The organism is Streptomyces melanosporofaciens (assembly GCF_900105695.1).
GTDB lineage: Bacteria > Actinomycetota > Actinomycetes > Streptomycetales > Streptomycetaceae > Streptomyces > Streptomyces antimycoticus.
In genome coordinates this window covers 703,235-718,715 of record NZ_FNST01000002.1, presented here as the reverse complement: position 1 = coordinate 718,715, position 15,481 = coordinate 703,235, and the positions used below count along the sequence as shown (strand labels likewise).

Sequence of the window (15,481 nt, the reverse complement as noted above, 5' to 3'; positions counted from 1 at the left end):
GACCCGCTCGTTAGGCTGATCGGGAATGCGGCCGACGACGCGGCCGCACCCGACGCACGACAGGCACAGCGCGCACAGGGAGCGAGACGTGGCGGTACGAGCGGTCCGCGGGGCGGTCCAGCTGGAGCGGGACGAGCCGGAGCACATGCAGGAGCAGGTCTCCGCGCTGCTGACGGCCATCCTGGGGCGCAATGCCCTCGACCCCGACGATCTGATCAGCGTGTGGTTCACGGCCACCCCCGATCTGCACAGCGACTTCCCCGCGGCCGCCGCCCGCAAGCTGGGCATCACCGATGTGCCGCTGATCTGCGCCCAGGAGCTGGACATCGAGGGGGCCATGCCCCGCGTCGTCCGCATCCTGGCGCATATCGAGACCTCCCTGCCCAAGTCCGAGATCGCCCATGTCTACCTCGGCGCCGCCGCCGCCCTCCGCAAGGACATCGCCCAATGAGAACCGCGCTCGTCATCGGCACCGGCCTGATCGGCACCTCCGCCGCGCTGGCCCTGGCCGGCCGCGGCGTCCAGGTGCACCTCGCCGACCATGACGCGGACCAGGCCCGCACCGCCGAGGCGCTCGGCGCCGGGACGCAGGGCGAGCCCGAGGGGCCCGTGGACCTGGCGATCGTCGCCGTGCCCCCGGCGTACGTGGCCGGGACGGTGGCCGATGTGCTGCGCCGCGGCATGGCCCGCGGCGTGCTGGACGTCGCGAGCGTCAAGGGCGGCCCGCGCCGCGAGCTGGAGGCCCTCGGCTGCGATCTGACCCGCTACATCGGCACGCATCCGATGGCGGGCCGGGAGCGCTCCGGGCCGCTGGCCGCCACCGCCGACCTCTTCGAGGGACGGCCGTGGGTGCTCACGCCCACCGGCGGCACCGACACCGAGGTGCTCAACCTCGCGCTCGAGCTCGTCGCGCTGTGCCGGGCCGTGCCCGTGGTGATGGAGGACGAGGCCCACGACCGGGCGGTGGCGCTCGTCTCGCACACCCCGCACCTGCTCTCCAGCATGGTCGCCGCACGGCTGCAGGACGCCGATGAGACGGCGGTGCGGCTGTGCGGGCAGGGCATCCGCGACGTGACCCGGATCGCGGCCTCCGACCCCGCCATGTGGATCGACATCCTCTCCGCCAACCCCGGCCCGGTCGCCGATGTGCTCGCCGCCGTCGCCTCCGACCTCGACGAGACGGTGCGGGCGCTGCGCGCGCTCCAGTCCGCCGACGAGGCCAAGCGCGGCGACGGCACGGCCGGTATCGAGGACGTGCTGCGCCGGGGCAACGCCGGGCGCGAGCGGGTGCCGGGCAAGCACGGCGCCGCCTCGGCCGTCTATGAGACCGTGACGGTGCTCATCGGCGACCAGCCGGGCGAGCTGGCCCGGATCTTCGCCGACGCGGGCCGGGCGGGCGTCAACATCGAGGACGTCCGGATCGAGCACGCCACCGGCCAGCAGTCCGGTCTGATCCAGCTGATGGTCGAGCCCTCGGCGGCCCCGGGGCTCACCAAGGCCCTGCGGGAGCGGGGATGGTCCATCCGGCAGTAGCGGCGGAGCCGGCCGCCGGGCGCCCCGGGAGGACCGGGGCCGTCCACAGGGGTGCGAAGCCGCCCGTGGGAAGCCAGTAACCTTGTCCGAGGCTCACATGGCCCGTTCAACTCAGCCCCGTGCACACGAAAGGTGTCTGTCACCGTGGAAACCGCCGCCCGGACCGCCCCGGCAGCAGTGATTGTCGCGATCGACGGCCCCGCAGGCACGGGTAAGTCCAGTACTTCGAAGGCCGTCGCCGCCAAGCTGGGCCTGGGCTACCTGGACACCGGCGCCCAGTACCGGGCGATCACCTGGTGGATGGTGACCAACGGCATCGACGTGGATGACGCCGTCGCCGTGGCCGACGCCGCCGCCAAGCCCCACATCGTCTCCGGTATCGATCCGGCCGCCCCGACGATCAGCGTCGACGGCACCGATGTCTCCGGGCCGATCCGCACCCAGGAGGTCACCTCGCGGGTCAGCGCGGTCAGCGCGGTGCCCGAGGTGCGGACCGTGATCACCGAGCTGCAGCGGACCATCGCCGCCGAGGCGCCGCGCGGCATCGTGGTCGAGGGCCGCGACATCGGCACCACGGTCCTCCCGGACGCCGACATCAAGATCTTCCTGACCGCCTCCCCGGAGGTCCGGGCGGCCCGCCGCAGCGGTGAGCTGAAGGGCAAGGAGGCCGCCGACCTGGCCGCCACCCAGGCAGCCCTGGCCAAGCGGGACGCCCTGGACTCCGGCCGTAAGACCTCGCCGCTCGCCAAGGCGGACGACGCGGTCGAGGTGGACACCTCCGAGCTCACCCTCGACCAGGTCATCGAGTGCGTCGTCACTCTCGTCGAGGAGAAGCGGACGGTCGCATGAGCGCCACCGACGCGACGCTTCCCAGCGCGGCCGGGGCCGTCGTGGCGCGGCGGATCGGCATCGGCCTGATGTACGGGCTGTGGCGGCCCCGGGTGCTGGGCTCATGGCGGATCCCGTCCGCCGGGCCCGTCATCCTCGCGGGGAACCACTCGCACAACATCGACGGCCCGATGCTGATCGGCACCTCGCCGCGGCCGGTGCACTTCCTGGTCAAGAAGGAGGCGTTCGTCGGCCCGCTGGACCCGTTCCTGCGCGGTATCGGGCAGCTCAAGGTGGACCGTTCGAGCGCCGACCGCGGCGCGATCGGCCAGGCCCTCGGGGTCCTGGAGCGCGGCGGGGTCCTCGGGATCTTCCCGGAGGGCAGCCGCGGCGAGGGCGACTTCGCGTCGCTGCGCTCGGGGCTCGCGTACTTCGCCGTGCGCTCCGGTGCGCCGATCGTGCCGGTGGCGGTGCTCGGCACCGCCACCCCGCGCGGCGGCGACGGGCGGGCCAGGGCGCTGCCCCGGCTGCGCAGCAGGGTCGACGTGGTGTTCGGCGACCCCTTCGAGGCGGGAGACGGAAGCGGCAGGCGGACGCGGGCGGCCCTGGACCAGGCCACCGAGCGCATCCAGAAGCGGCTGGGCGCACATCTGGGCACCGCCCGGCGGCTGACCGGCCGCCCAGACCAGACATGAGATCCGCGAGCCCTCAGGGGCGGCCGCGGTATTGAGGGACGACGAGGAAATCTTCATGAACGACCAGATCCACAGCGGCGGCGACGAGCACGGGGAGCTTGGCGACGCCGAGTACGCGGAGTTCATGGAGCTCGCCGTGCAAGAGGGCTTCGACCTGGAGGAGGTCGAGGGCGACCTCGCCGCGGCGGGGCATGGCCCGCTGCCGGTGCTGGCCGTCGTCGGCCGCCCCAATGTCGGCAAGTCCACCCTGGTGAACCGGATCCTCGGCCGCCGTGAGGCGGTCGTGGAGGACCGCCCCGGGGTCACCCGCGACCGGGTGACCTACGAGGCCGAATGGTCCGGCCGCCGCTTCAAGGTGGTCGACACCGGCGGCTGGGAGCAGGACGTGCTCGGTCTCGACGCGTCCGTGGCGGCCCAGGCCGAGTTCGCGATCGAGGCCGCCGACGCGGTGGTCTTCGTCGTGGACGCGACGGTGGGCGCCACCGACACCGACGAGGCCGTGGTCAAGCTGCTGCGCCGGGCCGGAAAGCCCGTGGTGCTGTGCGCCAACAAGGTCGACGGGCCCAGTGGCGAGGCGGACGCCGCGATGCTGTGGTCGCTCGGCCTCGGCGAGCCGTACCCGGTCTCCGCGCTGCACGGCCGTGGCACCGGCGACATGCTCGACGCGGTCCTGGAGGCGCTGCCCGAGGCCCCGGCCCAGACCTTCGGGGCGACGCTCGGCGGGCCGCGTCGCATCGCCCTGGTCGGCCGCCCGAACGTGGGCAAGTCCTCGCTGCTCAACAAGGTCGCGAACGAGGAGCGGGTGGTCGTCAACGAGTTGGCGGGCACCACCCGCGACCCGGTCGACGAGATCATCGAACTCGGCGGCATCACCTGGAAGTTCGTCGACACCGCCGGTATCCGCCGCCGGGTCCACCTCCAGGAGGGCGCCGACTACTACGCCTCGCTGCGCACCGCGGCCGCCGTGGAGAAGGCGGAGGTCGCGGTGGTGCTGATCGACGCCAGTGAGTCCATCAGCGTCCAGGACCAGCGGATCATCACGATGGCCGTCGAGGCCGGGCGCGCGCTCGTCATCGCGTACAACAAGTGGGACACCCTCGACGAGGAGCGCCGCTACTACCTCGAGCGCGAGATCGAGACGGAGCTGGGGCAGATCCAGTGGGCGCCGCGGGTCAATGTCTCGGCGCGCACCGGCCGCCATATGGAGAAGCTGGTCCCGGCGATCGAGACGGCGCTGGCCGGCTGGGAGACCCGGGTCCCCACCGGGCGGCTCAACTCCTTCCTCGGCGAGATCGTCGCCTCCCATCCGCATCCGATCCGCGGCGGCAAGCAGCCGCGGATCCTGTTCGGGACGCAGGCCGGCACCCGGCCGCCGCGGTTCGTGCTCTTCGCCTCGGGCTTCCTGGAGGCGGGCTACCGCCGCTTCATCGAGCGGCGGCTGCGCGAGGAGTTCGGCTTCGAGGGGACGCCCCTGCAGATCTCGGTGCGGGTGCGCGAAAAGCGCGGCCGCAAGAGGTAACGGCGGCGGCGCGCGGTTGACGCCATCCCGGCCCCGGACGCACCGTCCGGCGGCGGGGCGGCGGCGCTCGGCGCGCTCAGCGGCGGGTCGGTCCCGGCCCGCCGGGCGCGCATGACGGCACCACGTCAGCAGGTGTCCACGTCAGCGGGTGTCCACATCACCAGGTGTCCGCGTCAGTAGTGTCCACGTCAGTAGGTATGGCCCCGCTCCTCGTCCCGGCCGGGCGGCAGGGCGGGGAGATAGCCGCGGTAGTAAAGCTCGTCGGTGTGCCAGGCCCCGCTGTGGCTGTCCGGGCGGCCGTGGCCGCCGCTGACGAGGCCCCGGGGCTGGCCGATGGCGGCGAACGCCACGAACTCCATGTTCTCCTCGTCCGAGCGGTCGCCGGGCAGCGCCCGGAACAGCCTGCGGTACTCCGCGTACAACGCGTCGTAGATCGGCGTGGCGGAGTGGCGCCAGGGATCGTGCGCTGCCTCCAGGGCGGGGCGCATGGCCGGAATGCAGCCGTATGACGGGGATCGGTAGGAGAGGTCGTATGCGTGCACGTATGTGCCAACGACCCGGCCGCCCGTCGGATGCGGCATCGGTGGCGAATGGGCTGCCCACCAAGGGTCGCCGAGGTCCGGTGGGAGGTCCGGGACGGCGGAGGTCATGTGCCCGCGAGCGGCATCGAGGCACCGACCAGCGCCCCGCGCGCCGCGGCCCGGTCCAGCGCCGCGCGCAGCTGGTCCTCGCGAGGCTGGGTGCCGATCGTGCCCGCGGCCGCGGCGTAGATCAGCACCTTCCGGGTGCGGCCGACGGCGCTCCGCCAGCCCTCGCTGAGCGGCATCGGGCTGTGCGCCTGCCACCAGGCCACCGGGCGGCCGCCGCCCGGCGCCGGCATCAGCACCGCGTGCAGCCGCCCCGTGGCCAGCAGCACCGACCAGCCGGGGTTGGGCGCGGGCGGCCGGCTCAGGTCGACCACCGGGGCGAACCCCTGTTCGCTGAGGAGCTGGAGGAACTCGTCGCCGTGCCCGGGTGAACCGGGGCGGATGATCGGCGCGGTCGGCTCCACCACCAGTGCCGGGCACGCCTCCTGACCCACCAGCACCACTCCGCTGGTCACCCCGAGCACCGCCTGCTGGGGCACCGGTGCGTGGCCGGACGGTGCGTGACCGGACGGCGCTGAGGTGTGGGAGGCGGTGGCGGGAGACGCGGGCGACGGAGCCGGGGCGGGGTAGGCGGGCGGGGCGGCCGGGGCGGGGAAGCGCGGCGCCGCGGCATGCGCGGCGGCCGCGACGGGCGGCGCGTACGACGGCGCGGTGTCCTCACCCGTGATGGACCGCACCGCACCGCGCAACTGGTCCTCGGAGACCGGGACGACCTGGGAGGGGACGCAGGTGGCGTGCGCGAAGGCCAGCACCGCCGTCTCCTGCCCCACGAAGAGCACGGTGCTGGTCCGCTCCTGCTCGGTGTTGCCGGGGGTGCGGCAGGACGTGCAGTCGTAAGCGCCCGGGGCGTTGTCCCCGGCGAGCAGCCGGTCGGCTTCTTCGTCGCCGATCTCGGCGCGTACGTCATTGCTGACGTCGAGCATGCGCGGCACGGGTGGCTCCTCGGTCTCGGTGGGTGCGCGGGGTGGGTCCCCGGCTCATACGTAGACAACGGGCCATGCGGGGCGGGGGTCACGCGGCCCGGCCGCCCCGGGGTCTGATGCGCCGTCGGGCCGGAAAGTTCCCCCGACTTCACACCGATTGCGCATCTGTTGGGGCACAAGAAGGTGATGAAACCCAACCCTGCGCCACCTTTATCGGTCTTACACCGTGGTAGGCGGACGACACACCCGTCCGCGGGGAAGCCATGGGATACGGGGCCGGATGCACATCTCTTTCCTTATTCACAACGCGTACGGGATCGGCGGGACGATCCGGACCACGTACAACCTCGCCCGTTCCCTGGGAGAGCAGCACGATGTGGAGATCGTGTCGGTGTTCCGCCACCGTGACCAGCCGATCTTCGACCCCGGTCCGCGGGTGCGGCTCAGCCATCTCGTGGACATCCGGAAGAACAGCCCCTCCTACGACGGCGCCGACCCGGACCACGGCCGCCCGGCGGAGGTCTTTCCCGCGTCCGAGGGCCGCTACAAGCAGTACAGCGCCCTCACCGACCGCCGTATCGGGGACCATCTCCGCGGCCTCGAGGCCGATATCGTTGTCGGAACCCGCCCCGGGCTCAATGTCCACATCGCCCGCGAGGCCCGCCGCGGTCCGGTACGGGTCGGCCAGGAGCATCTGACGCTCGGCACCCACTCCAAGGGGCTGAAGCGGGCCCTGCGCGCCGTCTATCCCCGGCTGGACGCGGTGACCACCGTGACCGAGGCCGACGCGCGGACCTACCGCGACCAGATGCGGCTGCCCGGCGTCCGGGTCGAGGCGGTCCCCAACAGCGTGCCCGAGCCCGGTCTCGAGCCCGCCGACGGCACCGGAAAGTGGGTCGTCGCGGCCGGTCGGCTGGCCCCGGTGAAACGCTACGACCTGCTGATACACGCCTTCGCGAAGGTCAGCGCGGCCCGCCCCGACTGGCGGCTGCGGATCTACGGCGGCGGCGCCCAGCACGCCAAGCTGCGCGCCCTCATCGACCAACTCGGCCTCTACAACCACGTCTTCCTGATGGGCCCGGCCAATCCGCTCGACCCCGAGTGGGCCAAGGGCTCCATAGCCGCCGTCACCTCCAGCCTGGAGTCGTTCGGCATGACCATCGTGGAGGCGATGCGCTGCGGCCTTCCCGTGGTGTCCACCGACTGCCCGCACGGGCCCGCGGAGATCATCGACAACGGGGTGGACGGCCGTCTCGTGCCCACCGGCGACACCGACGCCATCGCCGCCGCGCTGCTCGACCTCATCAACGACGACGAGCTGCGCCAGCAGATGGGTCAGGCGGCGCTGAAGGACTCGGCCCGCTTCGACCCCTCCCGGGTGGCCGGGCGCTACGAGACGCTGTTCTCCGGTCTGATCGGCCGCAGCGGGCTGCGGGGCTCCCTGCACCGCGCCCGCGGCTCCCTGCTCAGTGGCGCGTTCGCCACCAAGGACTCCCTGCGGAAGGTGCGTGTCGCATGAGTGCAACGGCACAGGCAGCGCAGCACGTCGAGGAGGACAGGATGAGTGAGGTCCCCGAGGCCGCCCCTGTCCGCGCCGACTGCGTGGCGGACTCCGCCGGAGGGCTCACCTTCCACATCGCCGACGGGACCCGGCCCGGCCCGGGCGGCCACGACGACTGGAGCGGTGCGCTGGTGCTGGTCCGCCGGGGCGCGGCGGACACTCCCGACGGGGAGGTGCGGCTGCCGCTGGGCCCCACCGCGGACGGCCGGCTGCAGGCCGCCCTGCCCAGCAATGTCGCCTTGCCCGAGGGCCGCTGGGACGTCCATGTGGCCTACCGGGACACCGAGCCGCAGCGGCTCGCCCCGGGCCTGAACGATTTGCGCTCGCTCGTCGACCGCCGGCCGGGGCCGAGCACCTCCCCGCTGTCCGTCCGCATCCCCTACACCACCAAGCACGGCAATCTCTCGCTGCGCAGCTGGCGGCGGGCGCCCCACGCCGAGGCCGGGGAGATACGGCTGGAGGACGACACGATGGCCGTCCGGGGGCGGCTCTACCGCGTCGCGTACCCGTCCGAGTGGCTGGCCGAGGCGGTCGTCGAGGCCCGCTGCCGCCGGGGCGCCGCCCCGGTGTGGACGGCGCCGCTGGTGGTGGACGGCCCGGACTTCTCCTTCACGCTCTCCTACGCCGAGCTCGCGCGGAGCTGGGACGGCGGCGCGCACGTCTGGGACCTGTGGCTGCGCCCGGCGGACGAGTCCATGGCCCCGGCCCGGCTCGCCCGGATCCTGGACGATGTCGCGGACAAGAAGGAGATCTTCACCTACCCGCCGCGCACGGTGACCGGTCGGCACGGGGAGGCGCAGGCCCAGCCGTACTACACCCGGGACAACGATCTGGCGGTGCGGATCGAGGCGCCCGCCTGATCCCAGCAGAGCAGCCAGGCGGGCAGGGGAAGCTTTGCGGACCGGGACTGTCCGCAAGCGGTGGCAGACTCGGCCGCATGCTGGAGACCTCGGCCCGACTGCTCCGCCTGCTCTCCCTGCTGCAGGCCCACCGCGAATGGTCCGGCGCGGATCTCGCCGACCGGCTCGGGGTCACCCCGCGCACCGTGCGCCGCGATGTGGACCGGCTGCGCGAGCTCGGCTATCCCGTGCACTCCACGCCGGGCACCGGCGGCGGCTATCAGCTGGGCGCGGGCGCCCAGTTGCCGCCGCTGCTGCTCGACGACGAGGAGGCGGTGGCGGTCGCGGTGCGGCTGCGCCAGGCCGCGGGCGGCGGGGTCGAGGGCATCGAGGAGACCTCGGTACGGGCCCTGGCCAAGCTGGAGCAGGTGTTGCCGGACCGGCTGCGCCGCCGGGTGGGCGCGCTGAGCGCCTTCACCGTGCCGCTGTCCGGCTGGAGCCCCGGGCCCGGGGTGGACCCTGGGGTGCTGACCGAGCTGGCCGCCGCCTGCCGGGACTGCCATCAGCTCCGCTTCGAGTACCGCGACCACGGCGGTGCCCTCACCCGCCGTAGTGCCGAACCGCATCGGCTGGTCGCCGCGCAGCGCCGCTGGTACCTGGTGGCCTGGGACGTCGACCGCGCCGACTGGCGTACGTACCGGGTCGACCGGATCACCCCGACCCCGCCGCACGGCCCCCGGTTCACCCCGCGCCGCCCGCCCGCCGAGGACATCGCCGCCTATGTGGCCCGGGGCATCACCACCTCGGTCTACTCCCAGCGGGCCACCGTGCTGCTGCGGGTGCCCGCCGAGCGGGCGGCCGAGCGGTTCTCGCCCTTGGTGGGGGTGCTGGAGGCCGTCGACGAGCACAGCTGTCTGCTGCGCACCGGCGCTTCCAGCCCCGATCTGCTGGTGCTCCATATCGCGCTGAGCGGCTTCGACTTCGAGGTGCGCGAGCCGGTGGAGCTGAACGACTACATCCGGGAGATCAGGGACCGCCTGGATCGGGCCCTGGGCTGATCGAGCCCCGCGCCTTGAGCTGCTGGTCCTTCTCCTGCTCCAGGCTCGCCACCTCCGGATGGTGCAGATCGAAGGCCGGGGACTCGGAGCGGATCCGGGGCAGCGTGGTGAAGTTGTGCCGGGGCGGGGGACAGGAGGTCACCCACTCCAGGGAGCGGCCGAACCCCCAGGGGTCGTCGACCTCCACCTTCGCCCCGTACTTGGCCGTCCGCCAGACGTTGTAGAGGAACGGCAGGGTCGACAGGCCCAGCAGGAAGGAGCCGATGGTGGAGACGGTGTTGAGCGCGGTGAAGCCGTCCGCCGCCAGATAGTCGGCGTAGCGGCGCGGCATCCCCTCCACCCCCAGCCAGTGCTGCACCAGGAAGGTCGTGTGGAAGCCGGTGAACAGGGTCCAGAAGTGGATCCGGGCCAGCCGCTCGTCCAGCAGCTTGCCCGTGAACTTGGGCCACCAGAAGTAGAACCCCGCGAACATCGCGAAGACGACCGTCCCGAAGACCACGTAGTGGAAGTGGCCCACGACGAAGTAGGTGTCGGTGACATGGAAGTCCATGGGCGGTGAGGCCAGGATGACGCCGGTGAGCCCCCCGAAGAGAAAGCTCACCAGGAAGCCGACCGCCCACAGCATCGGCGCCTCCAGGGACACCGAGCCGCCCAGCATGGTGCCGATCCAGTTGAAGAACTTCACCCCGGTCGGCACCGCGATCAGAAACGACATCAGGGAGAAGAAGGGCAGCAGCACCGATCCGGTGGCGAACATATGATGGGCCCAGACGACCATCGACAGTCCGGTGATGGCCATGGTCGCGCCGATCAGCGTCACATAGCCGAAGATCGGCTTACGCGAGAAGACCGGGATGATCTCGGTGATGATGCCGAAGAACGGCAGCGCGATGATGTAGACCTCGGGATGGCCGAAGAACCAGAAGAGGTGCTGCCACAGCAGCGGCCCGCCGTACTGGGCGTCGAAGACCACCGCCCCGAACCGCCGGTCCGTCTCCAGCGCCAGCAGCGCCGCCGCCAGCACCGGGAACGCCATCAGGATCATGATCGAGGTGAAGAGGGTGTTCCAGGTGAAGATCGGCATCCGGAACATCGTCATGCCCGGCGCGCGCATCGCCATGATGGTGGTCAGGAAGTTCACCGCGCCCAGAATCGTCCCGAAGCCCGACAGCGCCAGCCCCATGATCCACAGATCGGCGCCGACACCGGGGGAGCGGATCGCGCTGTTCAGCGGGGCATAGGCGGTCCAGCCGAAGGCCGCGGCGCCCTGCGGCACCACCAGACCGGTCAGCACCATCAGCCCGCCGAACAGATACAGCCAGTAGGACAGCATGTTGAGGCGTGGGAAGGCCACATCGGGCGCGCCGATCTGCAGCGGCATGATCTCGTTGGCGAACCCCGCGAAGGCCGGGGTCGCGAAGAGCAGCAGCATGATCGTGCCATGCAGGGTGAACGCCTGGTTGAACTGCTCCTGCGAGACGACCTGGAGGCCCGGACGGGCCAGCTCGGCGCGCATCACCAGCGCCAGCACGCCGCCGACCAGGAAGAAGCCGAACGACGAGATCAGATACAGATGCCCGATCTTCTTGTGGTCGGTGGTGGTGAGCCAGTCCACGAGCACGCTGCCCTGCCGCGTCACCCCTGCCGGACCGGCGGCCCGCGCGGTGTCTGTCGCCATCGGGGCTCCTCTGCGTCCTGGGCGGGTATCGCCATGATCGCGCGGCCGCTGCCGCGAGCCGTGGAGCTGCCCGGAGCGTCACTCCCTCGGGGACAGCAGCGGCCCGAGTGGCCCAAGGTCCAGATTGAGATCCGAGGGCGCGATGCCGTAGCGCTCGCAGAGCGTGCCCATCCGGTCCTCCAGCAGCATCAGCGTGACCCCGATCCGCTCTTCCTGGTCCTCGGTCAGATCGCCCTCGTCCACCCGGCGCAGCGCCTGCCGCTCCATGAGCTGGCGCAGCAGCTCAACGACGGTCAGGACCAGCTTCATCAGGTCGCGTTCGACGGTGTCCTGGTCCAGCTCCACCTTGCGGCTCACGGTTCCTCCCAGGGGGACGGGACATTGGCGTTGACCGAGCTGATGAGGGCGCGCAGATCGATGCGGACCAGATCGACGTCGGCGATCCGCAGGGTCAGATCACCGGTGATCACCACGCCGCCGGCGAGCAGCCGGTCCAGCACGTCCACCAGGGCGATCTGCTGATGGGCCAACGGGCCCTCCGGGGCCATCGTCATCCCTCGGCCCCCGCGCTCCCGGCCCTGTCCGGGGCAGCGGCCGCGGCGTTCTCGTCCGGGGCGGTGAAGGAGTACGGCGCCCAGGGGCCGGTCAGCTCCACCCGCAGCGCGGCCGTGCGCCCGGCCAGCTCACCGACCCGCTCGGCGAAGGCGGCGCTGTCCTCGCGCCGCACCAGATACGCGGCGTTCAGCACATTGCGGTCGGAGACCCCCGACAGCCGGGGGTCCTGCGGCGGATGCAGCCGGGCCCGCTCGGCCAGCCCGCTGAGGGTGTCGTGCACCAGCCGCGCGCCCTCCTCCGTATCGCCCCAGCGCTGCTCGGCCGCCTGCCGCTGTGCCTTGCGGCGACGCAGATAGTCGCGGCCGGACATGCCGCCCGGGGTGTTCGGGATTCCGGCGGGCGGCCCGTCGGGCGCGGGCGGTTCCTGGAGCGCGGGTGGCTCCGGAGGCGCGGGCGTCGCGGCGTACGCCTTGACGCCCCATTCGACCCGGCCCTCCAGCCGGTCCAGCGCCGAGGCGAACCGCTCCCGGCCGGTGGCGAGCAACCGCCGCAGCCCCTCCTCGCCCTGGCAGACGGTGGCCAGCCGGACCGGTATGACACAGGATTCGGCGCCGACGGTGTCGACCACCCGCTGATGGGTCCGGGCCACCTTCTCCAGCCAGGCCATGTCCTCCAGCCGCTCCCGCAGCGGGCCCTCGTCGAAGTCCTCGGCCGGTACGGCGCCCGCCAGCACGGCGAGCCCCTGATGGCGCACGGCCACCACCGGTTCGCCCGCGACACCGGGCACGTCCTCCAGGGCGGTGAGGGCGTCCAGGGCGGCCTCCGGCGCGGCGGTGTCGCGCACGACCGCGTAGGCGTACCGCAGTCCTTCGGTCATTCGGCGCTCTCCCGGTTCTCCCCGCTGGTCACCTCGGTCTTCTCCTGGCCGTTCACCCCGGTCCGGGCGCGTGACGAGAGCGAGGGGTCGTGCTCCCACCAGTCGATGCCCATCTCCTTCGCCTTGTCGACCGAGGCCACGATCAGCCGCAGCTTGATCGTGAGAAGTTCGATGTCGAGCAGGTTGATGCGGATATCGCCCGCGATCACCACACCCTTGTCGAGCACCCGCTCCAGGATGTCGGCGAGGTTGGCCCCGCCCTCACCACGGCTTGCCAGCCCGTACGACCCCGAGGAGCCGAACGACGACGCCGGTGAGCCATACGCACCGGCCGTCGGGGCCACACCGCCCCGGGTGGTCACAGAGTCCCGTTCGCCCACTGGCGTGCCTCCTCCAACCGGTCGAGCAGCGCGTCCTCCTGCCGCTCGAACTCCTTCTCGTCGATCACGCCCTGGTCGAGCTGGGCCTCCAGCTCGGCCAGGGCGCGCTGGATGTTGGCCGGGTCGTAGTACTCCCGCTCCGCGGCGGCGACGACCTGCCTCAGCACCCAGCCGATCATCAGCATCAGGACTCGACGAAGCTGTACGGCGGTAGCGGACCGTTGATCCGCAGCTTCAGCCAGGGGTGGGTCTGCTCCACGTCGGCCGCCGCCGTCAGCAGCGGATCGGCGCCGTCCTTGGCGAGCAGCAGGGACAGGCTGAGGAACCAGCCGCCGCTCTCCGGGCCGGGGCGCACGTCCTCGGCGGCCGGGGCCAACGCCTCCTCCACCAGCTTGGCGTCCCGCACCTCACGGGCCCGCACGGCGCTCGCCATCAGCTCGCCGAAGCGCACCCGTTCCTCGTAGGTGCCGCCGCCGGCCGCCCGGTTGGCCTCCGCCATCACCCGCAGCTCCGGCTCCTCGGCGAGCACCTGGTGGAGCACCGCGTCCTCGTCGTGTACGACCTTGACGTTGTACTCGACCCGGTCGGACAGCCGGCTCAGCTGGTCCTGGTAGCGGTCGGCGTGCTCGGCCAGCACGCTGCGGACGTCGTCGTCGCTGGAGGAGACGCTGCCGAAGCGCATCGGCAGCACCGGGCGGGAGTCGCTCACCTCGGCCAGCACATGCTGATGGGCCAGCAGGTCACGGCGCCGGGGCTTGAGCTCCGGCGGGCAGTCGCTGACGATCGCGGCCAGCTCGCCCTGGTTCAGCGCCCGGACCGGCAGCGGGGGTCGCCGATGCCCAGCAGCCGATCGCCCAGGTCCCGGACCTCACCGCGCGCGATGCCGTAGACATACGTGGTCATGCGGACTCCTCGGACTTCCTCGGCGCCGCCTTACGGGCCGGACGCCGGCGGCGAGGCTCCTCCTCCTCGTCCTCCTCCGACGGCCGGATCGCGTCGGCCACGGACTGGGCGGCCTTGGAGACGGTGTCGCCGGCGCCGGACAGGGCGCCCTTGGTCTTGCTCCGCGCCCCGTTCTCGGTGATGCCCTCGACGACCTCGGGCAGGCCGGGGGACTTGTTCGGGCCCGACTCCAGGTCGAGCCGGTTGCATGCCTCGGCGAATCGCAGATAGGTGTCGACGCTCGCCACCACGATCCGGATGTCGATCTTGAGTATTTCGATGCCGACCAGGGAGACGCGGATGAACGCGTCGATCACCAGGCCTCGGTCGAGGATGAGCTCCAGGACGTCGTACAGGCCGCTGCTGCCGCCCCCACCCCTGGATTGCTGTGCCGGGACAACGGTGGTCATGTCGGGTGTTTCCTCTCGTGTTCGGTGGGCGTCCGGATCGCCGCCGCCGTCAGCGACGGTCGCTCCGGCCGCGCTCGTAGCGGGTGAGGCGGCGGTATCCGGTGAGCAGGCCGTCCGGGTCGAGGGTCACCTCGTACAGGGCCATCAGGCTCATCGTCTCCGGCACCCGCGCCAGCTCCACCACCTCGGCCTCCAGCAGCCACCCCTCGTCGGTCCGCTCCAGACGGGGGAGGGACTCGGGTACAGGCCCGTCAGCTCGACGAGCTGTTCACGGGCGGCACGCAGGAGTGCCAGCGGGCTCGGACCGCCGGCCGCCGTCTTCTCGGGGGTTTCATCTGATCTGTCAGTCATGTTGGCTCCGGTGGCGGCGGGTACCGCGTCCCGGTGGGCGTAAACCTCGACGTTCGGCCCCGAGGTCCCGGCGATTTGTGGTGGAATTGTGCGCTCCGGAGGGGTCCGGGCAGCGCTTTTCCGGCCGCTGTGCGAATTGCTCGAAAGATCTCGGCGGTCTCCCGCCGTCCATACCGGAGCCGGTCGTTTGACGCGGGATATCGACGAAAACTCGCAATCATCTTCGAGGGGTCAACACAAGCCCCGGAAGAGTGATGAAGTCGCCCACAAACCCGGGCGTGTTTTCTGTGACACAAGTGTGACGAATGGCGGCCGTGAGAGGCATGAGGCAGTGGCAGTCCTTCGCCACTCTGGGTTTGCCCCGCGTGGGGAGCGACCTACGGTGGCGTCATGGGACCTGTACCGAACCATCCGGCCGAACCCGACGACGACCTCGACAGCTATGTGGGCCTCGATGCCCGGACCGCCGAGGAGAGGGCCCGCGCACGCGGCTGGAGCACCGTACGGACGCTTCCGCCGGGCGCGATCATCACGATGGAATACCTGCGCGGGCGGATCGACTTCGAGGTGGACGACGGCACCGTGAAGCGGTGCTGGCGCGGCTGACCGGCCCGGATCCGCGCCGCTGGCCGGTGCGCCCGGCGCGGACACGACCACGGCCCCGGACGCTCTCGCCGGAGCGTCC

At 71.9% G+C, this 15,481-nt stretch carries 19 protein-coding genes and 1 pseudogene; 9 read left to right on the top strand and 11 right to left on the bottom strand.

The window, feature by feature from the left end:
- Positions 1-88 precede the first annotated feature (88 nt).
- The 5 genes from aroH to der all read left to right on the top strand — a co-directional run bounded on the left by aroH (position 89) and on the right by der (position 4,575).
- The gene (aroH, locus tag BLV72_RS05820; protein WP_093460737.1) at positions 89-451 is read left to right on the top strand and encodes a chorismate mutase; all 363 of its coding nucleotides are present in this window, start codon (positions 89-91) and stop codon (positions 449-451) included.
- Positions 448-1,533, top strand: a complete 1,086-nt coding sequence (locus BLV72_RS05815; protein ID WP_059146886.1) for a prephenate dehydrogenase — start codon at positions 448-450, stop codon at positions 1,531-1,533. Before aroH ends, BLV72_RS05815 begins: the two co-directional genes overlap by 4 nt.
- A 144-nt stretch (positions 1,534-1,677) precedes the next feature.
- On the top strand, positions 1,678-2,382 hold the full coding sequence (gene cmk / locus BLV72_RS05810) for a (d)CMP kinase (RefSeq protein ID WP_244320674.1): 705 nt from the start codon (positions 1,678-1,680) through the stop codon (positions 2,380-2,382).
- Positions 2,379-3,056: a lysophospholipid acyltransferase family protein gene (locus tag BLV72_RS05805; protein ID WP_093460734.1), complete on the top strand. Its 678-nt coding sequence runs from the start codon at positions 2,379-2,381 to the stop codon at positions 3,054-3,056. Before cmk ends, BLV72_RS05805 begins: the two co-directional genes overlap by 4 nt.
- 55 nt (positions 3,057-3,111) lie before the next feature.
- Positions 3,112-4,575, top strand: a complete 1,464-nt coding sequence (gene der / locus BLV72_RS05800; RefSeq protein WP_059146888.1) for a ribosome biogenesis GTPase Der — start codon at positions 3,112-3,114, stop codon at positions 4,573-4,575.
- Between the two features lie 188 nt (positions 4,576-4,763).
- Here der and BLV72_RS05795 read toward each other — a convergent pair whose 3' ends face one another.
- Together BLV72_RS05795 and BLV72_RS05790 are read right to left on the bottom strand one after the other, a co-directional pair.
- Complete coding sequence (locus BLV72_RS05795; protein WP_093460732.1) at positions 4,764-5,063, bottom strand: hypothetical protein; 300 nt, start codon at positions 5,061-5,063, stop codon at positions 4,764-4,766.
- A gap of 158 nt (positions 5,064-5,221) precedes the next feature.
- Complete coding sequence (locus tag BLV72_RS05790) at positions 5,222-6,145, bottom strand: hypothetical protein (RefSeq protein WP_208906000.1); 924 nt, start codon at positions 6,143-6,145, stop codon at positions 5,222-5,224.
- A 280-nt stretch (positions 6,146-6,425) separates the two neighbouring features.
- Between BLV72_RS05790 and BLV72_RS05785 the strand changes: the two genes are divergently transcribed.
- The 3 genes from BLV72_RS05785 (at position 6,426) to BLV72_RS05775 (ending at position 9,603) form a co-directional block, all read left to right on the top strand.
- Positions 6,426-7,664 carry a glycosyltransferase family 4 protein gene (locus BLV72_RS05785; protein WP_093460728.1) on the top strand — a complete coding sequence of 413 codons (1,239 nt, stop codon included), beginning with the start codon at positions 6,426-6,428 and terminating at the stop codon, positions 7,662-7,664.
- A 41-nt stretch (positions 7,665-7,705) separates the two neighbouring features.
- Positions 7,706-8,566 (top strand): hypothetical protein, encoded by an 861-nt coding sequence (locus BLV72_RS05780; protein WP_093460727.1) that lies wholly within the window; start codon positions 7,706-7,708, stop codon positions 8,564-8,566.
- Between the two features lie 77 nt (positions 8,567-8,643).
- Positions 8,644-9,603 carry a helix-turn-helix transcriptional regulator gene (locus tag BLV72_RS05775; protein ID WP_093460725.1) on the top strand — a complete coding sequence of 320 codons (960 nt, stop codon included), beginning with the start codon at positions 8,644-8,646 and terminating at the stop codon, positions 9,601-9,603.
- Here the strand turns inward: BLV72_RS05775 and ctaD are convergent.
- The 9 genes and pseudogenes from ctaD to gvpO form a co-directional block, all read right to left on the bottom strand.
- Positions 9,572-11,281, bottom strand: coding sequence for an aa3-type cytochrome oxidase subunit I (gene ctaD, locus BLV72_RS05770; RefSeq protein ID WP_093460723.1), 1,710 nt, complete (start codon positions 11,279-11,281; stop codon positions 9,572-9,574). The genes BLV72_RS05775 and ctaD overlap by 32 nt on opposite strands.
- Before the next feature lie 78 nt (positions 11,282-11,359).
- Positions 11,360-11,638, bottom strand: a complete 279-nt coding sequence (locus BLV72_RS05765) for a gas vesicle protein K (protein ID WP_014059692.1) — start codon at positions 11,636-11,638, stop codon at positions 11,360-11,362.
- Positions 11,635-11,835: a gas vesicle protein gene (locus tag BLV72_RS05760; protein ID WP_014059691.1), complete on the bottom strand. Its 201-nt coding sequence runs from the start codon at positions 11,833-11,835 to the stop codon at positions 11,635-11,637. The genes BLV72_RS05765 and BLV72_RS05760 overlap by 4 nt, the downstream gene beginning before the upstream one ends.
- Positions 11,832-12,713, bottom strand: coding sequence for a GvpL/GvpF family gas vesicle protein (locus BLV72_RS05755; protein WP_093460721.1), 882 nt, complete (start codon positions 12,711-12,713; stop codon positions 11,832-11,834). The genes BLV72_RS05760 and BLV72_RS05755 overlap by 4 nt, the downstream gene beginning before the upstream one ends.
- The gene (locus BLV72_RS05750) at positions 12,710-12,991 is read right to left on the bottom strand and encodes a gas vesicle protein (RefSeq protein ID WP_244321372.1); all 282 of its coding nucleotides are present in this window, start codon (positions 12,989-12,991) and stop codon (positions 12,710-12,712) included. The genes BLV72_RS05755 and BLV72_RS05750 overlap by 4 nt, the downstream gene beginning before the upstream one ends.
- Before the next feature lie 80 nt (positions 12,992-13,071).
- The gene (locus tag BLV72_RS05745) at positions 13,072-13,278 is read right to left on the bottom strand and encodes a gas vesicle protein GvpG (RefSeq protein WP_059146896.1); all 207 of its coding nucleotides are present in this window, start codon (positions 13,276-13,278) and stop codon (positions 13,072-13,074) included.
- Positions 13,278-13,996: pseudogene (locus tag BLV72_RS05740) on the bottom strand (GvpL/GvpF family gas vesicle protein). The gene BLV72_RS05745 and the pseudogene BLV72_RS05740 overlap by 1 nt, the downstream one beginning before the upstream one ends.
- Complete coding sequence (locus BLV72_RS05735; protein ID WP_093460719.1) at positions 13,993-14,445, bottom strand: gas vesicle structural protein GvpA; 453 nt, start codon at positions 14,443-14,445, stop codon at positions 13,993-13,995. Before BLV72_RS05735 ends, BLV72_RS05740 begins: the two are co-directional and overlap by 4 nt.
- A gap of 49 nt (positions 14,446-14,494) precedes the next feature.
- On the bottom strand, positions 14,495-14,629 hold the full coding sequence (gene gvpO, locus BLV72_RS51475; protein WP_342030654.1) for a gas vesicle protein GvpO: 135 nt from the start codon (positions 14,627-14,629) through the stop codon (positions 14,495-14,497).
- Positions 14,630-15,186: 557 nt separating this feature from the next.
- On the opposite strand from gvpO, the gene BLV72_RS05725 reads away from it, so the two are divergent.
- The gene (locus tag BLV72_RS05725) at positions 15,187-15,402 is read left to right on the top strand and encodes an I78 family peptidase inhibitor (RefSeq protein ID WP_093460717.1); all 216 of its coding nucleotides are present in this window, start codon (positions 15,187-15,189) and stop codon (positions 15,400-15,402) included.
- The last annotated feature ends 79 nt before the right edge of the window (positions 15,403-15,481 follow it).

Coding starts and splice junctions, on each gene's coding strand:
- BLV72_RS05815 (WP_059146886.1), top strand. CDS start 448: ATGAGAACCGCGCTCGTCATCGGCACCGGCCTGATCGGCACCTCCGCC.
- BLV72_RS05805 (WP_093460734.1), top strand. CDS start 2,379: ATGAGCGCCACCGACGCGACGCTTCCCAGCGCGGCCGGGGCCGTCGTG.
- der (WP_059146888.1), top strand. CDS start 3,112: ATGAACGACCAGATCCACAGCGGCGGCGACGAGCACGGGGAGCTTGGC.
- BLV72_RS05795 (WP_093460732.1), bottom strand. CDS start 5,063: ATGCGCCCCGCCCTGGAGGCAGCGCACGATCCCTGGCGCCACTCCGCC.
- BLV72_RS05790 (WP_208906000.1), bottom strand. CDS start 6,145: ATGCTCGACGTCAGCAATGACGTACGCGCCGAGATCGGCGACGAAGAA.
- BLV72_RS05785 (WP_093460728.1), top strand. CDS start 6,426: ATGCACATCTCTTTCCTTATTCACAACGCGTACGGGATCGGCGGGACG.
- BLV72_RS05780 (WP_093460727.1), top strand. CDS start 7,706: ATGAGTGAGGTCCCCGAGGCCGCCCCTGTCCGCGCCGACTGCGTGGCG.
- BLV72_RS05775 (WP_093460725.1), top strand. CDS start 8,644: ATGCTGGAGACCTCGGCCCGACTGCTCCGCCTGCTCTCCCTGCTGCAG.
- ctaD (WP_093460723.1), bottom strand. CDS start 11,281: ATGGCGACAGACACCGCGCGGGCCGCCGGTCCGGCAGGGGTGACGCGG.
- BLV72_RS05760 (WP_014059691.1), bottom strand. CDS start 11,835: ATGACGATGGCCCCGGAGGGCCCGTTGGCCCATCAGCAGATCGCCCTG.
- BLV72_RS05755 (WP_093460721.1), bottom strand. CDS start 12,713: ATGACCGAAGGACTGCGGTACGCCTACGCGGTCGTGCGCGACACCGCC.
- BLV72_RS05745 (WP_059146896.1), bottom strand. CDS start 13,278: ATGCTGATGATCGGCTGGGTGCTGAGGCAGGTCGTCGCCGCCGCGGAG.
- BLV72_RS05735 (WP_093460719.1), bottom strand. CDS start 14,445: ATGACCACCGTTGTCCCGGCACAGCAATCCAGGGGTGGGGGCGGCAGC.
- BLV72_RS05725 (WP_093460717.1), top strand. CDS start 15,187: ATGGGACCTGTACCGAACCATCCGGCCGAACCCGACGACGACCTCGAC.